Genomic DNA, 20,583 nt, shown 5'->3' on the forward strand with positions numbered 1-20,583 from the left:
CGTTCTTCTTGGTGTGTTTTTCACCACAAAAAGGGCAGTTTTTTGATTCATGGCTTTGATTCCTTGCAAATACAGACAGTATATAGCTTTAACCTATACGACAGCATGAATTTTGTCCATTACACCATTATATCTATAACGCTTGGCCTATAAAAAATGGACATAAAAATAGCGCAGCTCGTGGGTAACGACACTACGCTATAAACTTAAATAATAAGCTGAGATAGGAATTTTTTTAGTAGTACTTCTCAGTAATGCCTTATTAGTGTTGTCTGATTATTTTTGAAATAGAGGCTTAGGATAGCTGACGCAAGGCTGCTAATAAGCGCTCATTAATACCTTCAAAACCACCGTTAGACATGATAACGATGGCATCACCTGCCTGCGCATGGGTGCTGATGTGTTCAATAATGGCATCGACACTAGGAAGGACTTGCTGAGATCCATTATGCTTGTTGCTAACGTTGGCGCGATCAATAACGTCTTTTAGTCCCCATTCAAGGCCAGCAGGTTCATACCATAGCGTATAGTCTGCCAATGCTACTGATTGCGCTAAGCTATCTTGATGAATGCCCATCTTCATGGTGTTGCTACGGGGTTCGATAACGGCCCAAATGCGTCTGCCAGTTAGATTTTTTTTAGCACCATCTAAGGTAGTAGTAATAGCAGTCGGGTGGTGGGCAAAATCATCAAAAACTAAGATATCATTAATATCGCCAATCAGCTCCATCCGGCGCTTGATTCCAGCAAATGCTGACAACGCTGCGCAGGCGGTAGGGACACTCACACCAATATTATAAGCAGCAGCGACCGCCACTAGAGCATTATTGACGTTATGAATGCCACTCATCGACCAATCTACAATAGCGGTCGCTTCGGTACCAGTATCAGTATTTTCATCAAAGCTGACTTTGAACTGGCTGCCATCTTGGTTGATCAGCTCGGCTTGCCAGTCGCTTTTGATTTCTACACTACTTTCTTGATCGCTATGTTCTTGATCTTTATCAAGCTGATCGTCACTTAATTGTTTATTAATGACAGCAGTACGCCAAATGGGTGTCCAAACCCCTTTAGCTAAGGTTTCCTCTAAACTAATAGTCGCCGAAGGCATGATGATTTTCCCCGTACTGGGAATCATGCGCACCATATGATGGAACTGGGTTTGAATGGCATTAAGGTCCGCAAAAATATCCGCATGATCAAATTCAAGGTTGTTTAAGATTGCCGTACGCGGGCGATAATGCACGAACTTTGAGCGCTTATCAAAAAACGCAGAATCATATTCATCGGCTTCAATGACGAAATAAGCCTTATAACCACTGTTTGTCTGTGATGTCGCCTCGTTCCTGGCTTTATCTATCTCACTCGTACTGTGAGCTGCGCCCAAATAACTGCTATGAGCAAAGACCTGTTGCAAGCGCTTGTCAGTTGTATCCACTAACGGCACGCCGCCAATTAAAAATCCAGCGTCGATACCCGCATAATGAAGTATCCAAGCCAGCATGGTGGTCGTAGTTGTCTTACCATGAGTACCCGCAACTGCTAAAACATGACGGGACTGCAATACTTGCTCAGATAAAAACTGCGGCCCTGAAGTGTAACGCATGCCTTGATCAAGCATATGTTCAATCACTTCCATGCCGCGTTTCATAGCGTTTCCGACCACTATCAAATCTGGTGTTGGCTGCAAATGCTCTACTAAGTAGCCCTCCAAGATAGTAACCCCGGCCTGCTCAAGCTGGGTAGACATTGGCGGATATATATTTGCATCTGAGCCTGTTACTGTATGCCCGAGCTCTCGAGCCAGTAGGGCAAGCGAGCCCATAAAAGTACCACAAATACCAAGGATATGAATATGCATAGACCTTCCGTGCTCGCTTAAATAAAATAGATAAAAAATGTAGAGTGATACTATATAAAATATAATACAGCAGCATCAAAGCCCTGCTCAACCTCAGCGTGCTGCACTAAAAATAGCAGATAGTTGTCAGCTTATAACTACGGCAAATAAAAACTCATTGTAAAGTAAACACCGTTAGATAACCAATAAAAAACGCCCAGTAAGTAGGCGTCATCCAGCTCATAAATTTTACTTGTTCACTTATCTAATAGTGCGCTTAAGACAGCATATAATTCTTTAGACCTGTTATGCGTGGCTTTTCAAAAAGACAGCATATGTGAAGGTCATTTGTACCAAAATCCCTTTATGGCTCGGCTATTTTGTGAACACAACCAGCTATTTGCGTGACAAAGTATAGTCAGCATTTGGATTCTTATCTTTATCCAGCATGACTAAGTGATTGTCTTGAATGCGATAAGTCTCAATATTTTTATTTTCGTAAACGATCGTAATCGTATTACCGTCTTGGCGATAGATACCAGATTCAACCAAGGGTACTTTTGGCGACTCTGGATTGTTATAAACACTGGTCTTTAGCATCGAACCATCAGCGAATAAATTTAGCGTAATGTCGATATCATCACAAAATAAGCAAGGCAACATGCCGATATAATCCCCTATTAATGTTGCCTGAAGGGTACTATTATTGCGTGTTCCTGAAATCATCGGCGTACGCTGTGTTTGTGCACCATCGCCTACCTTAGCAGCTGAGATGAGCGACTGACCTTCATCCACACCACTCGATTCATTATCTGAGTTCGCGTTATTATTTCCATCATTATTTTGCCTAGATTCTGCTGTATTTTGCGCACTATCAACAGACGCAGTTTGAGCCACTGTACTGTTATCAGTATCTGATGTGGTAGATGACGAACTATCACAACCAATCAACAGCATAAAAAAAGGCAACGCTAATAATAGGCGTCCAAAACGTTTGATAAACACATTAATAACAGAGAAAAAAAGCGTAAAATACATCATGATCACACCAATAACAAACTAACATTCTTCAAGGAGTAGCTCTGAACGTTATCTATTATTGACAACGTAGGTCAGCAATCGCGTTCAGGTCGTTAGGGCATAAGATAAGTCCATATGCGGATAAGTCAAATAAACTGTTCTAAGATAACAAAGGTTGTAGGTGACTATGTGGACTTTTTGTTATGAGTGTTCTGGTGAGTAGTTGAATGAGGCAAGGTAGCAGCTACGAATAGGTGGAAATGGATAGGAACGGCAGGATGATATATTAATCGTATGCATGATCAAAGAGACTTAATAAGGTATTTTAGCAAGAAAAGTTCAAAATACAGCACGACCCTATGATCTCATTTTATAATAATGAAGGCCTTGTAGGATGAGCATTATAACCATTAAAGAAAGATAGTTTTATCAAGTCTTAATTGCTAATCAACCCCGACGCGTGGACTTAGTAGGCCGAACAATACGCCATAATATCAATACATGAATAAGTAATAGCAAACTAAAAAATATCAATGACTGCTCAGGGATACTCAATCCCAAAAACTGCCAATCAATAGACGCACATTCTCCAGAGCCTGCAAAAACTTCTTTGAGGACTTGTTGCATAGGGAGCGTATCAAGCCAGTAATCAAGACCAGGCCCGCATGAAGGCACTTGGTCAGCAGGCAAGTGTTGTAGCCAAACATGACGCCCTGCTACCACAGTAGCCCAACCAATACCCGCTAAACTGCCCAACCACAATAACAGTTTGATCAGCATAGGTTTGGGATTAATAACAGCGGCAAATAATGCAAAGCCGCCCATTACCATCAGTCCAATACGCTGAAAAATACACAGCGGACAAGGTGTTAGTCCCAAGTGACGCTGTAAAAAGAGTAACGCAAAACTCATACCGATGACGGCCATGAGTACTAAAAGCACTTGTAAGTTGCGGTAAGAGGTCAGTTGTTGCATTGGGTATGTGCTCTTATGGAATAATTTATCTACAAACGGCAATGGTCAGTAAGGTATTAGCGATATTGCTGGAGGAATTCCATAAAGTCTTCGGTTTCGGATTCTTCGATCTCTGCCTGCTGTAATATCGACTTTTCGGCTAGGACTTCGTATTTGGCTTGCGTATTTGGACTTAGGGTCTGCTGTAATAAAGACTCACGATGCTGCTGCGCTAAGGTAAAGCCAAGCTGCCATAAGCTACCCAAACGCTTACTATCATCGTTCACCTGCGCTGATATGGTCGACTCAGAATGTCCGGCTTTGCCTTGCATCAGTGCTACCGCTGCACGGTAGTCATTACCGCCATAATGAGCATCAAGCAACGCTGCTAATGGTTGCATACTGTTTAAGTGGGTGATCATCCAGCTCTCTAAAGATTGCTCGGTGCCATTATTGACAATATGTAAACCATCGCGGCGACCTTCATTGACCACACGCTCAAGATTAATCGCCAGCTCATCCTCTTCCTCAGGCATAAGCTCAGGTGAGTCATTAAGTAGGCAATATAGCGCCATCACTTCTAAGAAACAAGCGCTAGATAGGCGAATGCCGATATCACTATAAGGATCTAAATCTATGGCACGGAACTCAACATAAGCGATACCGCGACGTTCAAGTGCTTCGGTTGGAGACTCACCGCGTGCGGCAATTTGCTTGGGGCGAATAGGACTATAGTATTCATTTTCTATTTGTAAAATATGATCATTGATCTGAATAGGGTTGCCATCAGCATCATTTAAGCCTAGTTTTTTAAAACTCGCGTGGGGCGTTTGAATAGCACGGCGCAAACCATCGACATACTCTGGCAGATGGTTATAACGGATATCGAGATGCTCTTGCACACTATTAGTGTAGCCAAGCTTACCCATGCGCAGGCTAGTCGCGGCAGGTTTATAATAAGTCGAATCATTGAGCAGTTCCAAATCATGGTCACGGCCTGCCAAAAAGCAAGGGCAGACACTAGGACTGGCACCAAGCAAATATAATACCAGACTGGTCAGACGCTTAAAGTTACGAATGAGACCTAGATACTTGTCATTTTTAAATTCTATTAGCGACTGATTAGCAGTTTTTGGTAATTGCTTTTGCCACTCAGAAAATAGAGCGTCCCCAAACGATAAGTTATAATGTAAACCTGCGATAGTCTGCATGCGGCGACCATAACGTATCCCAAGCCCACTGCGATAGAGGGTTTTGAGTTTACCAGTATTTGAGCTGCCATAATCTGCTAGTGGAATATCCTGATCATCAGCTGAGAGCATACAGGGCATTGATAGCGGCCACATCAGCTCATCTTCGGGAAGTGCTTTATAGACCAAAACATGCAGTTGACGCAGCATGCTTAAAGTTTCTTTGGGTGTGCTTTTGGGGTCGGTAATCAGCTCAAGCAAGCTTTCTGAATAGTCAGTGGTAATAAACGGATGAGTCAATTTTGACCCGAGTTTGGCAGGATGCGGGGTTTGTGCCAGATAGCCATCCGACTTGACGCGTAGGCCTTCTTTTTCGATACCGCGTAGCATTCCCGTTAATTGTTCGCTGTCAAACCAGCTTGGAATTTCAAAATTGGCAAAGGTAGTTGCAGAATTACTCATAATACTCATCTATTGTTATTTATTATGGCAGAACAAATACCGACTGGGGTTTGCTCAGAATTTGAGGGGAATTGGGTAGAATTAATGAAGTCAGTTTAGCCCAAAGCAGCCATAAAAACTACGTACAATTACAAAACCAGTAAGCTTTACTCGAGGCTGTTTAACAGTATTTGCCTCAGTAAATTCAGCTAGAGTCGTAGTAATAACTTCATTTAGATGAAAAACAATTATCTGGACATTTCATTATTCATCTGGCCATGTCATTATTATCCGCTACTATTGGCTTTAATGTGATTAAGTTTCATCTCATTTATACTGGGTCATTTGGGCCAAGCTTCTCATACCTATGATCCATAATGGACACTGAGATATAAATGAAAAAAGCACCAACCCATGAGGGTGATGCTTTAGAAGTCTGCTATCAGTGTATATCAACGCTCTGTGGATACTTATCATAAACATTAAAAGAGCTCACTGAAATAGAAAATGCTCGCTTAAATAGAGAATGACGAGCCGCAGCCGCAAGTAGTAGTAGCATTAGGGTTAGTGACCACAAAGCGCGCGCCTTCTAACCCTTCAGTATAGTCAACGGTAGAGCCCTGTAAATACTGATAACTCAGCGAGTCAATAACTAAAGTCACATCGCCGTTATCGAAGTTGGCATCATCTTCATTGAGCTCATTGGCAAAGTTAAAACCGTAAGAGAAGCCTGAACAGCCGCCACCGGTGACATAAACGCGCAGCATAAGATTGCTATTCCCTTCTTCTTCACGCAGACGCCGTACCTTTTGTGCCGCGCTATCGGTTAGATTTAAGATAGTGGGATCGACAGGTTGGCTTGCGCTTGGGTTGTATTGGTCAGTTGCTGCGTTCATATCTACCTCAGTTGCTAAAATCGTATATTGTCGTTTTCTACTTATGCCCGATCGTCTACTTACCTTTGATAGGTTGTCTATTTATCCTTGATAGGCGCGGCTTACCAATACTTGCTTATCAATAATAGGATGTGGTGAAGTCGTTTCGATTGGGGCCGTCATTAGGGCAAAGCAGTTAGGCTAAAACGAAGGCTACTAGCGCTCAACCGCCTGATGTCAATGGTATTTTGACAGTATATCATAATTGGGGCTGGCGATAAGTTTGTCAAGGGTGACAATCACCTTTGTTGAAAGAGACGCTTAGTTTGGCATTATATGTAGTAGAACCAAAAACTTATTGACGAAATAGTTATTTAATCGTTTGCCTATCTAGTAGGTGTTTGAAATAATAGCCGGCTGTTGGTGCGCTGCAAAGTGTACTTTGCCTATGAACTTGTTTTTGTTAGTAATACAGTCTACAAAACCTTTTTAACTTTTACAAAACTCTTGAGATGAAAAAACCCTATGATCGAATTTAAAGACGTTGGTGTTCGCCGTGATGGTCGTGAATTATTTGCCGGTGCTAGCTTTCAGCTACATCCAGGCCACAAAGTGGGCTTAACGGGCAATAACGGCACTGGCAAATCCACTCTATTTGCGCTATTACTAACCCGCATGGGCACTGGTGATACTGAGGTGACGCTCGATCGCGGTGAAGTGACTATCCCGGATGGCTGGCAGGTGGCGCACATGGCGCAGGAAGTCGGCGCAAGTGCGCAAACGGCGATTAATTATGTGCTCAGCGGTGATGAGCAGTGGTATAAAATTAATGAGGCTTTGAGTGATTTGAGTACGGTCAGTGATGACCAAATTGGCGTATTACATCAGCAATTTGATGAAATTGACGGCTATCGCACCCCAACGAAAGCGGCGCAAATCATGGCGGGTTTGGGTTTTAGCACCACACAACACGAGCTGCCAGTAGACAGTTTTTCGGGTGGTTGGCGTATGCGTCTAAATCTAGCTAAAACTTTGATGAGCCGTGCGGATTTAATGTTACTTGATGAGCCCACCAACCATTTGGACTTAGATGCCATTCTTTGGTTAGAGACTTGGATTAATGCCTTTACCGGTCTGGTTATTGTCATCTCCCATGACCAAACGTTCTTGGATAATACCGTTGGTCATATCTTGCACGTTGAGCAAAAGAAAGTCACCTTATATACCGGTAACTACCAGCAGTTTATCCGTACCCGTCATGAGCGTATGGCGCAGCAGCAGCAAGCTTTTGAGAAGCAAGAAGCGACAAAAGCACATTTAGACGACTTTATCCGCCGTTTCCGCGCCCAAGCCAGCAAGGCCAAGCAAGCGCAAAGCCGTATCAAACAGCTGGAGCGTATGAGTGAGCTGTCACCGATGATGGCAGATAATCCGTTCAATTTCCGTTTCTATAAGCCTGCCAATATGAGCTCGCCATTGATTGAGCTGACTAATGCTGATATTGGTTACACCGACACACCGCTACTCCATAACGCTAATGTGCAAGTGACTCCGGATACTCGTATTGGTCTACTTGGGATGAATGGTGCGGGTAAATCGACCTTGATTAAAGCACTGGTCGGTGAGCTTGGTGTATTATCTGGCACTTATAATATCTCAGATACGCTCAAATTAGGCTACTTTAACCAGCATCAAATGGATGCTTTAGACGCTGTCGCCAGCCCGCTACAGATGATGCGCCGCTTGGCTGGCAAGACCTCTGATGCTGAATTGCGTTCATTCTTAGGTGGTTTTGACTTCCGTGGCGACCGTATTGACACTCCGAGCGAGTTATTCTCAGGTGGTGAGCGTGCGCGTTTAACCTTAGCCTTGATTGTTTGGCAGCGCCCTAACGTGCTGGTACTCGATGAGCCCACCAACCATTTAGACTTACAAATGCGCCAAGCCCTAACCATGGCTTTACAAGGTTTTGAGGGTGCTGTAGTGCTGGTTTCGCACGATCGCGAACTGATTGCTAACGTCTGCGATGAGCTGTATCTGGTACATGACGGTATAATCGAAGAGTTTGATGGCGACATCAACGACTATGGTAAATGGTTGTCGGATAAACGTAAGGAAGCCAACAGTCCAGATAAAGGCGCTGATAAAAAAGGTAAAAGTAAAAAGGCCAAGAAAAAATTCGTTAATAAAGACGACGTTTCACGTGAAACAAATGCCAACACTAGTGGTTTTGAGCCTGATAAATTAAAACAGGCTAAAAAAAAACTAGCAAATCCTAAACCAGCTGCTGCATCATCGTTAACGAAAGAAGAGCAGCGCAAACTGGCCGCTGAACAGCGCAAGCTTAGCGCGCCTATTCGCCGCGAGATTGAAGATACAGAAAAAGCGCTGGCGAAGATTGACGAGAAGCTGGCAAGTTTAGAAGTTGAGCTTGGCGATACTGATCTTTATGAAGAAGGCCGTAAAGCTGATTTAATGGTCTTACTTGATGAGCAAACCGCCCTACAGCAGCAGCATAGCGCTAGTGAAGAGTCTTTACTGGCAGCGATGACTACTCTTGAAGAGATGGAAGCAAGTTTTGAGTAGGAAGTTTTTGGGTAGAAGGTACTTGGATAAAAGAAGTTCAGTCAGCGAGACCAATTACCAATGAGTAAGTGATACACAAAAAGGGGAGAGCGCTAGCTCTCCCCTTTTTATTACGTTATTAAGTTATTGTCTACGGTATTTGCCATCACCGTAGGATAGTACATTCATACTAGTCGTACAGAGTTGGCAGTTTATTTTACCAGCAGCGGCTTTAGATAGATCGAGAATACGTCCCCTGATAAAAGGACCTCTATCTGTAATTTTCACTATCACGCTCTGCTTTGTCTTTTTATTAGTCACTTTTACCTTCGTACCAAACGGCAGCGTTCTATGTGCAGCGGTCAAGGAATTCATATTGAAGATACTACCACTAGCTGTGCGTTTACCGTGAAATTTATTACCGTAGTAACTGGTGTTAGCGGCAAAAGTTGCGGTACTTAACAGTAGTGATAACGTGATAACTAAAGACTTAATTAAATAAGACATTTAATACCTTTTTAAAATTTATAAGATAGACAGATACTCTTGCCTATGTTATCCATACTCCCTATGAGTTTGAATAATATAGCTATTTTACTATAAAAAGCTTACCACGTCCTCACGGCTCTGTAAAAAACGTACAAGGTCAAGCCGCTGAGCTGACTTATACTATTAATAAGCGCGAAGGTCGCTCGTCACTCTCGCAAACTGAGCTGACATTGCGACAACAGTTGTCAAAAAATAATGATGCTAGAATTATTATTACTCATACTGACACCCACTCTAATAATAGCGTAGTTAATGACTCAGATAGCGTGAGCGCTGGTGTCGCTTGGCACTATTACTGGTAAGACGGTACTGGTAAAGCTTTATTAGTAAAGTTATGGCTTCAAACTACAAGCTGTTATTACACAGTCGCAGGCATATAGATTCAAATACTACAACGTTCAGAATTCGTACACTATTATAATTAAAAAGCTTTTACCTTAAGGAACAATAACATGGCAGAGAAAAATTACTATGACATCTTAGGGGTTAAAAAAGATGCCTCAGATGCGGATATCAAAAAAAAATACCGTAAGCTGGTACGTCAATATCATCCTGATGTCAGCAACGCCCCAGATGCTGATAATAAGATTGCTGAAATTAATAATGCTTATGAAACTATTAGAGATAAAGATAAGCGCGCTGAATATGATGCCATGCTAAACAATCCATTTGCCGGTCAGGGTGGTGGCGGCTTTGGTGGCAGCTCTAATGGGCAGGCCGGCGGTGGTGGTCAACGCTGGGAAGATATGAAAGGTCAGTTTGGTGAAGGCGAAGCCTTTGGCAATGGTGGATTTCGCTTCGATGATATCTTTTCCGCATTTGGTCGCGGTGCACGCGGGCAAGAGGGTGGCCAATCACAGCACAGCGGCTTTGATCAATTCGGCGGTGGTTTTAGCGCGCAAGATAGCAAAGGTCAAGATCAGCATGCGGAAATTAAAGTTGATTTGGCGTCGGTCTATAATGGCGATGACTATAGTATCAAACTGAACGTTCCCGTCCGTCAGCTTAATGGTAACGTGGACTATGATAATAAAACCCTCAAAATCAAGATTCCTAAAGGGATTACCGATGGTAAACAGATACGCTTAGCAGGACAAGGTGCTGCTGGTAGTGGGAGCGGCAAAAATGGAGATTTATTCTTAAAGGTTAAAATTACTCATGCCGATAATATTCGTCTAGAAGGCGCCAATGTCTATCAAACGGTAAATATCACCCCATGGGAAGCGGCGCTTGGTGAAAAAATTAACGTCAGCACCCCAGCAGGAACTTTAGGCGTCACTATTCCTAAAAACAGCAAATCAGGTAGCAATCTGCGTCTCAAAGGCAAAGGTATCCCTGCCAAGCAAGCCAGTGATTTATACTTAACGTTGAATATTGTCAATCCAGAAGTCAACACTGAAGCGGCAACCCAAGCTTATGAACAACTAAAGCAAGCCTTTGCCGATACCAGTATTAACCGTTAATAGCTGCCATAATTTAACCGTGTTAGAGATGAATGATGACCATACGATAACGATGAAATAAAGCGCAAACGAGGATAATAATGATGAAACACTCGCCCGAATTAACCGACATTATCATGAGCTTAGATGAGCTGATATCTGCCTGTGGTCAAGAGCGCCAATGGGTTATTGCTTTGATTGAAGAAAGTATCATTGAATATGACGTGCCTGAAAGCGAACAGTTCAGCGGCTATCAGCTGACTACTGTTCGTCGCGCGTCACGTCTAAGCCGTGACTTTGAAGCCAGCGTGCCAGCGATAGGCTTAATCATTGAGCTATTAGATGAGCTTGAGCAGCTGCGTCAATTTAAGCGCCAGTGGGACGTAGAAACGCCGATGATTGAAGTAGAAGTAAGCACTTTAAAATAATTTATTAACTCAAAGTAGTTTGGCTGCATAGATAAAATCATATCTAAGCATACATAGTGAATACTTGCTATCAATAGCAGATAAAATAAAAAGGGCAATAATATGCCCTTTTTTGTTTTTGAGAATAGCTTTTTGCTAAATTCTAAGTGCTACTAACGAGAATATGTAGGGTCAGCTGCTGCCGTAAATAGTACGTCAGTTGATGAGTTTAGCGCGGTTTCTGCAGAATCTTGCACCACCCCAATGATAAAGCCGATGGCAACCACTTGCATAGCAATGTCATTCGGAATACTAAATAAGCTACTGGCAAGTGGAATCAATAGCAATGAGCCGCCAGCCACACCTGAGGCACCGCAAGCACTAATAGTAGCGACGAGACTTAATAATAGAGCCGAGGCAAAAGTAACTTCAATTCCTAACGTATGGGCAGCCGCAAGCGTTAAAACGTTAATAGTGATAGCTGCACCAGCCATATTAATAGTGGCACCCAGTGGAATAGTCACTGAATAAGTATCTTCGTGTAGACCTAATTTGCGTGCAAGGTTCATGTTGACCGGAATGTTGGCCGCTGAGCTGCGAGTAAAAAACGCAGTAATTCCTGATTCGCGCAGGCAAGTAAATACTAATGGATAAGGGTTTTTGCCAGTCTTGATCAGCACAATTAACGGATTGGCAACTAAGGCAATAAAGAGCATACAGCCTACTAATACCATTAAGATACGGGCATAACCTGCCAAGGCGGCAAAGCCAGTTTCAGCGACCGTATTGGCAACTAAGCCTAAGATCCCCAAAGGTGCCAGAGCAATCACCCATTTCACCACTTGGGATATGGCGTCAGCAAAGTCGCCTACGACGGTGCGTGCGGTATCACTGGCTTGACGCAGCGCAAAGCCGATGATGATTGCCCAAGCTAAGATGCCAATATAGTTGGCTTCAGCTACTGCATTGACCGGATTAGCGACTAGGTTAAGTAGCAGGTTGGTCAGAACTTCTTTTAGGTTAGCCGGCGGTACTTGCTCAATGGTAGCGTTAACTAACACTAGCTCGGTTGGAAATAGAAAGCTTGCCCCTACAGCCGTTAATGCAGCAAAAAAAGTGCCGAACATATACATAATAATGACGGGCTTAACGTAGACTTCATTGCCACTACGATGTTGGCTGATCGCTGCCATGACCAAGATAAAAACCAGTATCGGAGCCACTGCTTTTAGTGCGCCAACAAACAAAGTCCCTAAAAGTCCTAATGCAATACCGATGCTAGGAGCAAGCCAGCCGATTAATACACCCAATACTAAGCCAATAATAATCAGCGGTACTAGCCCTATTCGTTGGTACATCGCAATCAATGAACGCATCATTCCACCTTTAACCCAATCAATAATAAAAAGCCATTATAAAAACAGCATAATAATTCGGGGGGAATGGTAGCATTTTTTCAGATATTCGCCTACTGCAATACAGCGATGGTATAGACTTAAAACTTAGATCTAAGGTAGGAAACTGCAAGCCAAAAGTACGAAGGGAGAAGCATTATAGTGGATCGAATATAAAGCTGATATCCGAGTTCCGAATAAAAATAGTAGCTGGATTAGCAAAGCAAGTAATTTAAGTGAGGCTGTTTAAGAGGGGATAAGTGTAATGGGATTTGGTTTATTAGAATAATTGGTAACTATAAATAAACGACTACACTTTAAAGTGAGTGAGTTCATAGCCTAATTGTTGATAACGCTTATATTTAACGCGTCCGTCTTGCACGCTTGCGTCATCTGGTTTGATAATCTCAAGAACACGCGCTGGCTGTGTATTGCTAGTAGCAGTGATAAAGTCATTAACGGGACGGGAAGTGGTATTGATAACAATCCCATTAAACTCTGCCGGCAGATAAGCACCCAGTAGGACTGGGGCTATAGATGACCCTATGTTATCAACAGTGTTTTCGTTAGCTATTAGGCGTTGATGTGGAATAAAGCTGCTAGCATCCTGTACCCATAAAGCCTCATCAAAATCGCTAAGCAAAGCTTCATTCTCAGCAAGAATTAATAACGACTGGCTGCTTTTGTTGAGTGCGGTTTGGGTCAACTGACAAATAAAGCCCAAGAAATCTTGGGCTTTACTCTCACTTAACACATAAAAACTAATTTGCATCATGTAAATACTCTACATCACTAGTAGTTATGAAAGTCTATAACAGTTCTAAAGGGCTATGCCATATCTGCACAGTTTTTTAGATACTGCATGAATAGTGGCACAGGACGACCGGTTGCTGCTTTTTCTTTACCTGAGTTCCATGCGGTACCGGCAATATCTAAATGCGCCCATGCTTGATCGTCTTCGACAAAGCGAGACAAGAAACAAGCTGCAGTCACTGCGCCTGCACCCTTGCCACCGATGTTTTGCATGTCAGCGATAGGAGAGTCGAGCAATGATTGATAAGCATCATCCATCGGCATGTGCCAGATTAGATCACCTGATTGTTCACTAGCGTTCTCGAGCTCAAATAATACATCTTCATCATTACTAAATACTGCTGAGCGAACGTGACCTAAGGCAACCACACAAGCGCCGGTTAAGGTAGCAACATCAATGATGGCTTTTGGCTGATAACGCTGGATGTAGCATAAGGTATCTGCCAGTACTAAACGGCCTTCAGCATCAGTATTTAGAATCTCGACCGACTTGCCGTTCATGGCTTTAACAATATCACCGGGACGTGTTGCATCACCTGATGGCATGTTTTCTGCGCAAGCTAGAGCACCCACAACGTTAATTGGTAGACGCGCTTCGCATAAGGCTTTCATCGTGCCCAACACGGCTGCTGAGCCGCCCATATCGAACTTCATTTCATCCATTGCAGCGCCAGGTTTGATAGAAATACCGCCTGAATCAAAGGTCACGCCTTTACCAACTAATACAATAGGCGCGTCATCATTTGAAACTTGCGCGTTATCATTGCTATTCTTAGCCGCATTTTTCGCAGATTTTTTGCTAGGAAGTTTATCTGTGAGCACTTTTAGACCACTACTAGCTTTTGCGCTACTGTTTGTGGTTTTATTGGCTGCTTGGGCACTGAATTTAGATTTGCCTTGATATTCTAAGATAACCAGTTGGCCTTCTTTAGTAGAGCCTTGCGACACGGCTAAAAAGCAGCCCATGCCTAATGCTGACATCTCTTCTTCACCCAACACGGTCACTTTCAACAGATCAGGATAAGCTTTGGCTAATTCTTGTGCTTGCTCTGCCATATAGGCTGGGAAGCAAATATTCCCTGGCTCATTAGCCACATCACGGGTCAAATTTTGGCCGATAGATACGGACTGGGCAAAGTCTAAAGCTGGCTGCAAAGACTTGTCAGCGATTAGATAAATATCAGTTAATACCGGCGTTGTTTGCTCAGATTTGTATTTATCAAAACGATAACTTGCTGCTAATAAGTTTAATGAAAATTGTCCAAACTGCTTCTCTTCTAGCGTATCACCTAAGGCGACAGTGATTGAGGCGACGCGCTTTTGCGTACTTTGATAGATAGTATTGGCAATTTTCTGTAATACAGTATTATTGAGCTTATCATAGCAGCCGACACCGACTAATAATAGCTGGACAGGATTTTGCTTGGTGGTTTTTTTATCACCTGCTAATGCATAATCGGCAACGGTTTCGCAGGCTTTACCTTTAAAGTGTGAGACTTCAATGAGCTGCTCAATACGCGCTTGATAATCGCTCAAAGCGGATTCAGCAAGTATATTCTTCTTATCATCAACTAAAACGACCAAACAAGCCTCGTCTTTATTTTTGGCTTCTTTTTTGAGAATCTTTTGGGTATGAGTCTTTGGTAGATGCTGAGTTAACTTGATATTCATATATTGTTATCCTTATTTATTTTTAGGGTAAAAGTTTAGAGTAAGAATTAGTCTAAAAAACAGAAATGTGATTTATATTTATGAGCTCGTTAAGCTATCTTCACAGTGTAGCATATCAAGGAATAAGTACGCAGTAAGCAAGGATTAGGTAATATTTTCAAACGCCGTTGTTGCCTGATCTTATCGACTTTACCACCTACATGTGACAATACCCGCCATACTGTTAATAGAATGACTAATGATGTGACGAGTATTGTTGTGCATAGGTTGATTGGCAGTCAGCTATTCTAGCTAATACAACTATTTACCAACCAACTTATCAGTCGAGACTAAGGTGGCAAATCTATCTTGCAGCGCTGCCATGGCAGTATCATGCACGACATCAGCATTTATCGCTTGCCCTTTTGCATCAGGTAAAGCGCGAGTAGCACAGGCGTCATGACAAACAAAGTTCTCAAAGCCCAAATCAAAGGCGGCCCGCACGCTTGAGCTAACACACATGTGACTCATAAAACCAGCAAAGATAATTTGCTGTTTGCCAGTGGCCTTTATAAGCTCTTGCAGCGGTGTGTCATGAAAAGCATTGGGGTGCGTTTTGGTGACGGTTTTCTCGTCGTTCATTGGTTGTAAGCTATCAACAATGGCAACATTGGAAGATGACGGATCAAAAATCTTCTCATTACCGTGATGGGCAATATGAAATAAAGGAATATCTTCTTTTCGTGCTTTATCAAGTAGCAGACGCGCGTTGGCCGTTGCTTTGCTACCGGCATCACCTAGAGGCATCGCACCGTCAACATATTCATTCTGAAAATCAATCAAGACGATAGCGCAATTTGACCAATCAATCGTAGCAGATTGACCACCAGCGAGTTCAAGTAGGGTAGAAGGAACAGACATTTTATTCTCCGTTAATGAGTAAGCGTTATGAAGCTAAATTCTAACAATTAATCGCGATGATATTCGGTGCATGATACGAACAACACACAAAGCCACTTAAATGATAAGCAATAAAATAAATGAGAGACTTAATTATTAGGACTTATAGTCCTTTTGTTTTTTAACTTTTATGTCTTAATTCGACCCTGTCTGATATCAGATGATAAGTACGTAGTTAGCAAGGGTTAGGTAATGTTTTCAAACACATTTCACAGCCATTTTTTACAAAAACATGCTAGCATTAGCGGTTACGTCTATCGTCTCCAGACAAATTTGAATAAGCCTACCAATCACCATGCGAACGCTCGTGTGAATGCCAACCGCTAAGAGTACCTATTGTGATATTACGCCGCTACATGACCCGTCAGGTTGCCTCAACCACTGCTTTGGTATTGGGGTTTTTGATGGTGATGATGCTCGGTGGACGGCTGATACGTTACTTTGGCATCGCTGCCGAAGGCAACTTAGATATCAGCCTATTATTTACTATCATTGGTTATAACCTGCCGTACTTTTTAGAGTTAATTCTACCTTTGGCCTTTTTTATCGCCCTGATGCTAGTATTTGGTCGGCTTTACGTCGATCAAGAAATGGCGGTTATTAATGCGAGCGGGATCTCTCGCGGTAAGCTCGCGCGGATGATGACACCATTAATTTTGGCCTTATTCGTAGGTGAAGCGGCGTTGTCAGTAGTCGGTAAACCTTGGGGCGTACGCTCATCCGAGACTATCTGGCAGGAGCAAGCATTAACCAGCGCCTTTGATCTGATTCGGCCCAATGAATTTATAACCAATGGTAATTATCATTTGTATGTAGGCAGCCTAAGCGATAATAAAAAACAGCTACAAGACGTAATATTAATCCAAACGGAACCTACCGATCAAGGCAGTGCTATAAGAAATACAGATACAAAAAATACAGACCCTGATCCAACCGATCAGCTGTCCATTCCTGACTTGCCTAAAGCGTTAACTGACACTATAGACAGCAGTAACCAGTCTATTAATAAAGATATCATTACGCTGGCTAAACGTGCGGAGCAAGTGGACAATGGCGGTAGCGGCGTAACTCAATTAGATTTATTTCAAGGGCGGCGTTATGAAGTAGGCGCGGGCAGTCTAAAGTATAATCAAGTTAGCTTTGATCGCTACCGTATTACCTTAACCGAATCGTCTAAAGAGGTAGTGACCGAAGACAATATTGAAACTCAAGCGATTGGACCCTTATGGCAAGCGGCGACCGGTAGCGCGCAAATCGGCAGCGACAATGCCATGCGTGCCGCGAAAGCTGAGCTTGGCTATCGTTTAGCGCTACCTTGGCTGATGATTATTGCGCCCATGCTGGCCGTGCCGCTGGCGCAAGTGCGGCCCCGTCAAGGGCGCTGGCTGCGTCTGTTTCCATCGGTATTGTTATTTGTTAGCTGTGCGATGGGGGTTATATCGCTGAAGAACGCAGTAAGTAAAGGTAGCGTTAGCGTGTGGTCGTATGCTTGGTTGATATTAGGGTTTATGGTGTTGGCGCTTTATATGAATTGGGGCAACCGTATCCAACATCGGCTGCGCTTTCGCCAAAAAGACAAGCAACCTGTAACGGACAATAGCTTCGATCATTCAGACAGTAATAGCTCAGACAGTAATAACCATGGCAACGGTTCTCAAGGAGGGCAATTATAATGCGCTCTTCACTATCTAAACAGCCCTCTAAAAATCAGATGCCCAAAAATCAACCTGCCAAACTGAAAGTGCTCGGGCGCTACGTTAAAGTCAATGCGCTACTCGCGATTATCGGGGCAGTACTTGGACTGTGGGCGCTACAACTTTTATTCTCTTACTTATCTGAGCTTGATTCGCTAAACGACAGCTATACTATGTCTGAGGCGCTCAAATATATCCTTTATCGCTCACCTTACTTTTTAGAACAATTTATTCCCACAGGGTCGCTATTAGGTGCGGTAGTGGGCTTAGGGTTGCTAGCGAATAAAAGCGAGCTAGTGGTCATGCGCGCTTCAGGAATCAGCGTCTATCGTATCGTTGGCTGGGTATTACAGCCCGCCTTGGTTTTTGTGCTGTTGGCATTGGCTATCAATCAGTTTGTGCTGCCCCATAGCAATCAATTGGCGAACGATATTCGTAGCGAAGAAAGCAGCTCGCTGGTCACGTCCGTACGTGGTTATTGGACGGTGCAGCCGCGCTTTAAAACCGTTGATGGCAATTATGACAACAATGCTGAAAATGATGCCGATAGCTCAAAACTACAGCCTGATGGTAGTGATATTTTATATATTGATTATGCCGATGTGCAAGGTAATATTGGCACGGTAAAACGTTGGCATTTGGATAACAATGGTAACTTACAAACGGCTATTTATGCCGAGGGTGGGCGCTATTCTGGTCGCAAGCCTATAAATAATGCTGGCTCAAAAGCTAGCGAGCAATATAGCTATGAGTGGCAACTGAGCAATATGACTAAGCTGACTATCAATCAAGGCTTTGATAGCAGCCAAGCCAAACAGTCTTCAGACACCTTAAGTCTGCCATTTGCCCCTAAATCGGTCTATCTACTTACGCGTAAGGCGGAAGATCTATCGCTCACCCAATTATATGAGCATCGTCAGTTTATGCGACAGCAAGATAAACGCTCCTTAACGCATGAATTGGCATTTTGGCAAAAGCTACTGTCCCCCTTATCTATTTTATCGCTGGTTATAGTCGCTTGCTCATTCGTCTTTGGTTCCCTGCGTACGCATAGCTTGGGTCTGCGTATCGTAGTAGCATTATTATTCGGCTTACTGTTTAGTTATGTTCAGGATTTGGTCGGCTTTATATCGCTGGCAACTGGATTTTCGCCGTTATTGATGGTGTTATTACCTATTATCGCTAGTGCTGTATTGGGCGGCTATCTGCTAAAACGGCAGATGTAGACTGATATGCTTTAATACAGATAGGCACAAAAAAAGCACGCTAAATCATGACAGATTCAGCGTGCTTTTTATTGCTTAAGCTTTTATTTAAATTTCACTACTTATTAATAGTTGCCGCTTAGTCTTTGGTCGCCATAGTAATAGTATAAGTTTTACCTTGTTTTACTTTCTCACTATTTCCAAATACTTCGGTAAATGAGCGTTTCATAAATTGACGCAAGCCATTAATAGTCACCACATAAAAGCGACCACCTTTACGCATACGCGCATGCGCATCGAGGAAATAGAGATAATGCTGCTCTTTACCTACCTTGGCTGGCAAGTTAGACATCACCAAGCTAAAGTCTTTAGCTTTATCAACATGGTTGAAGCCGTTAGATAAATGCACATCGACATTACTCAAACCGTTCTTCTCGCAATTACGGCGCGCATATTCCACTGCCATAAAGTCTTTATCAATCAAAGTATGCTGACCATTAGGACATTCGCGTGCAGCCGCCATACCCAATACGCCATAGCCACAACCCAAATCTATTGAGTCATCATCTACTTCAAAATCAATATAATCGAGCAGCATCAAGCTACCATCATCGAGCTTTTGTGGTGAAAAAATTCCCCACGTGGTCGCAAAATCAAAAGGCTTGCCCAGTACGTCTTGACGAAAATTAATATCATCGCGCCAGTGTTTGGCTTTTTCTAATAGGTCAGCAGGAGGTCTATGGCTCATGTGGTTCTCGGATAATTGATAATTGATAATGGATAAGTAAAAGGTGGTGCGCTGCCCAATCAGACAGCTTGCACATTATGACGAGTATTGTAACGAGAAAAGGGGACGTTTGCAGCTACCTATTAACAGAATTGTTTTGATAAAATTTATGACTGGTGCTGGGGGTAAAGAGATAATATCAAAGCAGTAATAAATACGCAGCTACAATGCGCTTACTCTTCTGTCTTAAATGGCTCTGAGAATTGTAGTATTAAAAAGCTAACAACAGACAGTATAATGGCAATCTCGTAGCGACTATAAGCCACCGAGATACCAATGGCGGCAGTATTCCATAACCCTGCTGCTGTCGCAGTACCTTTGACACTGCTACCACTTTTAAAAATGGCGCCACCGCCAATAAAACCCATGCCGGTAATAATACCGTACATGATTCTCGCCTCGGCATCTCCCTCATTGTAAATATCCCTACCTACCAGCATAAAAGCACAGGAAGCAATAGCTACTAGTGGAAAGGTTCTGAGACCTGCGCCATTGTCTTTCATCTCACGATTGAGCGCGATTGGCAGGGACAATACAAAAGTAACGCCCAATTGAAAAAAATGATACCCCATCAAATCTAAATTGATATCAAATCCAAACATAGCCAACTCCACTGTTTAAAAGTGAATACTAATAAGCAATAAGGTTAGGACTTACGCAACCAACAACCCAGGCGAGCGCAACTGCTCGCAGAGGTAGTTATCAAGTAAGCCATGTTTTAACTGATATACCGTTTTCTTTGTTTGCTTAGCAATACGGGTCAAGCATACCCAAACCAATATAGAACAACAAATATG

17 protein-coding genes are annotated in these 20,583 nt (G+C 42.9%); 5 read left to right on the forward strand and 12 right to left on the reverse strand.

Annotation, left to right across the window (positions count from 1 at the left end; genetic code table 11):
- Nucleotides 1–295: 295 nt before the first annotated feature.
- From JMX97_RS12780 to erpA, 5 genes are all read right to left on the reverse strand, one after another.
- The gene (locus tag JMX97_RS12780; protein WP_201558707.1) at nucleotides 296–1,861 is read right to left on the reverse strand and encodes a Mur ligase domain-containing protein; all 1,566 of its coding nucleotides are present in this window, start codon (nucleotides 1,859–1,861) and stop codon (nucleotides 296–298) included.
- 375 nt (nucleotides 1,862–2,236) lie between these two features.
- On the reverse strand, nucleotides 2,237–2,881 hold the full coding sequence (locus JMX97_RS12785) for a copper resistance protein NlpE (RefSeq protein ID WP_201558709.1): 645 nt from the start codon (nucleotides 2,879–2,881) through the stop codon (nucleotides 2,237–2,239).
- Between the two features lie 426 nt (nucleotides 2,882–3,307).
- On the reverse strand, nucleotides 3,308–3,835 hold the full coding sequence (locus JMX97_RS12790) for a disulfide bond formation protein B (protein ID WP_201558711.1): 528 nt from the start codon (nucleotides 3,833–3,835) through the stop codon (nucleotides 3,308–3,310).
- Between the two features lie 56 nt (nucleotides 3,836–3,891).
- Complete coding sequence (gshA, locus tag JMX97_RS12795; RefSeq protein WP_201558713.1) at nucleotides 3,892–5,466, reverse strand: glutamate--cysteine ligase; 1,575 nt, start codon at nucleotides 5,464–5,466, stop codon at nucleotides 3,892–3,894.
- Between the two features lie 494 nt (nucleotides 5,467–5,960).
- Nucleotides 5,961–6,341: an iron-sulfur cluster insertion protein ErpA gene (gene erpA / locus JMX97_RS12800; RefSeq protein WP_227671602.1), complete on the reverse strand. Its 381-nt coding sequence runs from the start codon at nucleotides 6,339–6,341 to the stop codon at nucleotides 5,961–5,963.
- Nucleotides 6,342–6,845: 504 nt separating this feature from the next.
- Between erpA and JMX97_RS12805 the strand changes: the two genes are divergently transcribed.
- The gene (locus tag JMX97_RS12805; protein WP_201558716.1) at nucleotides 6,846–8,906 is read left to right on the forward strand and encodes an ABC-F family ATP-binding cassette domain-containing protein; all 2,061 of its coding nucleotides are present in this window, start codon (nucleotides 6,846–6,848) and stop codon (nucleotides 8,904–8,906) included.
- A 123-nt stretch (nucleotides 8,907–9,029) separates the two neighbouring features.
- Here the strand turns inward: JMX97_RS12805 and JMX97_RS12810 are convergent, their stop codons facing one another.
- The gene (locus JMX97_RS12810; protein ID WP_201558718.1) at nucleotides 9,030–9,392 is read right to left on the reverse strand and encodes a septal ring lytic transglycosylase RlpA family protein; all 363 of its coding nucleotides are present in this window, start codon (nucleotides 9,390–9,392) and stop codon (nucleotides 9,030–9,032) included.
- A 494-nt stretch (nucleotides 9,393–9,886) separates the two neighbouring features.
- On the opposite strand from JMX97_RS12810, the gene JMX97_RS12815 reads away from it, so the two are divergent.
- Both JMX97_RS12815 and JMX97_RS12820 read left to right on the forward strand, forming a co-directional pair.
- Complete coding sequence (locus JMX97_RS12815; RefSeq protein ID WP_201558719.1) at nucleotides 9,887–10,897, forward strand: DnaJ C-terminal domain-containing protein; 1,011 nt, start codon at nucleotides 9,887–9,889, stop codon at nucleotides 10,895–10,897.
- An 83-nt stretch (nucleotides 10,898–10,980) separates the two neighbouring features.
- Complete coding sequence (locus tag JMX97_RS12820) at nucleotides 10,981–11,304, forward strand: chaperone modulator CbpM (protein ID WP_201558721.1); 324 nt, start codon at nucleotides 10,981–10,983, stop codon at nucleotides 11,302–11,304.
- Between the two features lie 152 nt (nucleotides 11,305–11,456).
- Here the strand turns inward: JMX97_RS12820 and sstT are convergent, their stop codons facing one another.
- From sstT to JMX97_RS12840, 4 genes are all read right to left on the reverse strand, one after another.
- Nucleotides 11,457–12,659, reverse strand: coding sequence for a serine/threonine transporter SstT (sstT, locus tag JMX97_RS12825; RefSeq protein ID WP_201558722.1), 1,203 nt, complete (start codon nucleotides 12,657–12,659; stop codon nucleotides 11,457–11,459).
- Between the two features lie 328 nt (nucleotides 12,660–12,987).
- Nucleotides 12,988–13,452 carry a DNA polymerase III subunit chi gene (locus JMX97_RS12830; protein ID WP_227671601.1) on the reverse strand — a complete coding sequence of 155 codons (465 nt, stop codon included), beginning with the start codon at nucleotides 13,450–13,452 and terminating at the stop codon, nucleotides 12,988–12,990.
- A gap of 53 nt (nucleotides 13,453–13,505) precedes the next feature.
- On the reverse strand, nucleotides 13,506–15,161 hold the full coding sequence (locus tag JMX97_RS12835; RefSeq protein WP_201558723.1) for a leucyl aminopeptidase: 1,656 nt from the start codon (nucleotides 15,159–15,161) through the stop codon (nucleotides 13,506–13,508).
- A gap of 300 nt (nucleotides 15,162–15,461) precedes the next feature.
- Entirely contained in the window at nucleotides 15,462–16,061 is a 600-nt protein-coding gene (locus tag JMX97_RS12840; RefSeq protein ID WP_201558724.1) for a cysteine hydrolase family protein, read from the reverse strand.
- Between the two features lie 377 nt (nucleotides 16,062–16,438).
- Between JMX97_RS12840 and JMX97_RS12845 the strand changes: the two genes are divergently transcribed.
- Both JMX97_RS12845 and lptG read left to right on the forward strand, forming a co-directional pair.
- The gene (locus JMX97_RS12845) at nucleotides 16,439–17,773 is read left to right on the forward strand and encodes an LPS export ABC transporter permease LptF (RefSeq protein ID WP_413786414.1); all 1,335 of its coding nucleotides are present in this window, start codon (nucleotides 16,439–16,441) and stop codon (nucleotides 17,771–17,773) included.
- 38 nt (nucleotides 17,774–17,811) lie between these two features.
- Nucleotides 17,812–19,020, forward strand: a complete 1,209-nt coding sequence (gene lptG / locus JMX97_RS12850) for an LPS export ABC transporter permease LptG (RefSeq protein WP_201558732.1) — start codon at nucleotides 17,812–17,814, stop codon at nucleotides 19,018–19,020.
- Nucleotides 19,021–19,138: 118 nt separating this feature from the next.
- On the opposite strand, the gene JMX97_RS12855 is transcribed toward lptG, so the two are convergent.
- A complete protein-coding gene (locus JMX97_RS12855) occupies nucleotides 19,139–19,747 on the reverse strand; it encodes a class I SAM-dependent methyltransferase (protein ID WP_201558725.1) in 609 nt (202 codons plus the stop codon).
- Nucleotides 19,748–19,959: 212 nt separating this feature from the next.
- A complete protein-coding gene (locus JMX97_RS12860) occupies nucleotides 19,960–20,388 on the reverse strand; it encodes an MgtC/SapB family protein (RefSeq protein WP_201558726.1) in 429 nt (142 codons plus the stop codon).
- Between the last annotated feature and the right edge of the window lie 195 nt (nucleotides 20,389–20,583).

The organism is Psychrobacter sp. 72-O-c (assembly GCF_904846605.1).
Lineage (GTDB): Bacteria > Pseudomonadota > Gammaproteobacteria > Pseudomonadales > Moraxellaceae > Psychrobacter.

Coding starts and splice junctions, on each gene's coding strand:
- JMX97_RS12785 (WP_201558709.1), bottom strand. CDS start 2,881: ATGATGTATTTTACGCTTTTTTTCTCTGTTATTAATGTGTTTATCAAA.
- JMX97_RS12840 (WP_201558724.1), bottom strand. CDS start 16,061: ATGTCTGTTCCTTCTACCCTACTTGAACTCGCTGGTGGTCAATCTGCT.
- JMX97_RS12780 (WP_201558707.1), bottom strand. CDS start 1,861: ATGCATATTCATATCCTTGGTATTTGTGGTACTTTTATGGGCTCGCTT.
- JMX97_RS12790 (WP_201558711.1), bottom strand. CDS start 3,835: ATGCAACAACTGACCTCTTACCGCAACTTACAAGTGCTTTTAGTACTC.
- JMX97_RS12835 (WP_201558723.1), bottom strand. CDS start 15,161: ATGAATATCAAGTTAACTCAGCATCTACCAAAGACTCATACCCAAAAG.
- JMX97_RS12855 (WP_201558725.1), bottom strand. CDS start 19,747: ATGAGCCATAGACCTCCTGCTGACCTATTAGAAAAAGCCAAACACTGG.
- lptG (WP_201558732.1), top strand. CDS start 17,812: ATGCCCAAAAATCAACCTGCCAAACTGAAAGTGCTCGGGCGCTACGTT.
- JMX97_RS12805 (WP_201558716.1), top strand. CDS start 6,846: ATGATCGAATTTAAAGACGTTGGTGTTCGCCGTGATGGTCGTGAATTA.
- gshA (WP_201558713.1), bottom strand. CDS start 5,466: ATGAGTAATTCTGCAACTACCTTTGCCAATTTTGAAATTCCAAGCTGG.
- JMX97_RS12830 (WP_227671601.1), bottom strand. CDS start 13,452: ATGATGCAAATTAGTTTTTATGTGTTAAGTGAGAGTAAAGCCCAAGAT.
- erpA (WP_227671602.1), bottom strand. CDS start 6,341: ATGAACGCAGCAACTGACCAATACAACCCAAGCGCAAGCCAACCTGTC.
- JMX97_RS12815 (WP_201558719.1), top strand. CDS start 9,887: ATGGCAGAGAAAAATTACTATGACATCTTAGGGGTTAAAAAAGATGCC.
- JMX97_RS12820 (WP_201558721.1), top strand. CDS start 10,981: ATGAAACACTCGCCCGAATTAACCGACATTATCATGAGCTTAGATGAG.
- JMX97_RS12860 (WP_201558726.1), bottom strand. CDS start 20,388: ATGTTTGGATTTGATATCAATTTAGATTTGATGGGGTATCATTTTTTT.
- JMX97_RS12810 (WP_201558718.1), bottom strand. CDS start 9,392: ATGTCTTATTTAATTAAGTCTTTAGTTATCACGTTATCACTACTGTTA.
- sstT (WP_201558722.1), bottom strand. CDS start 12,659: ATGCGTTCATTGATTGCGATGTACCAACGAATAGGGCTAGTACCGCTG.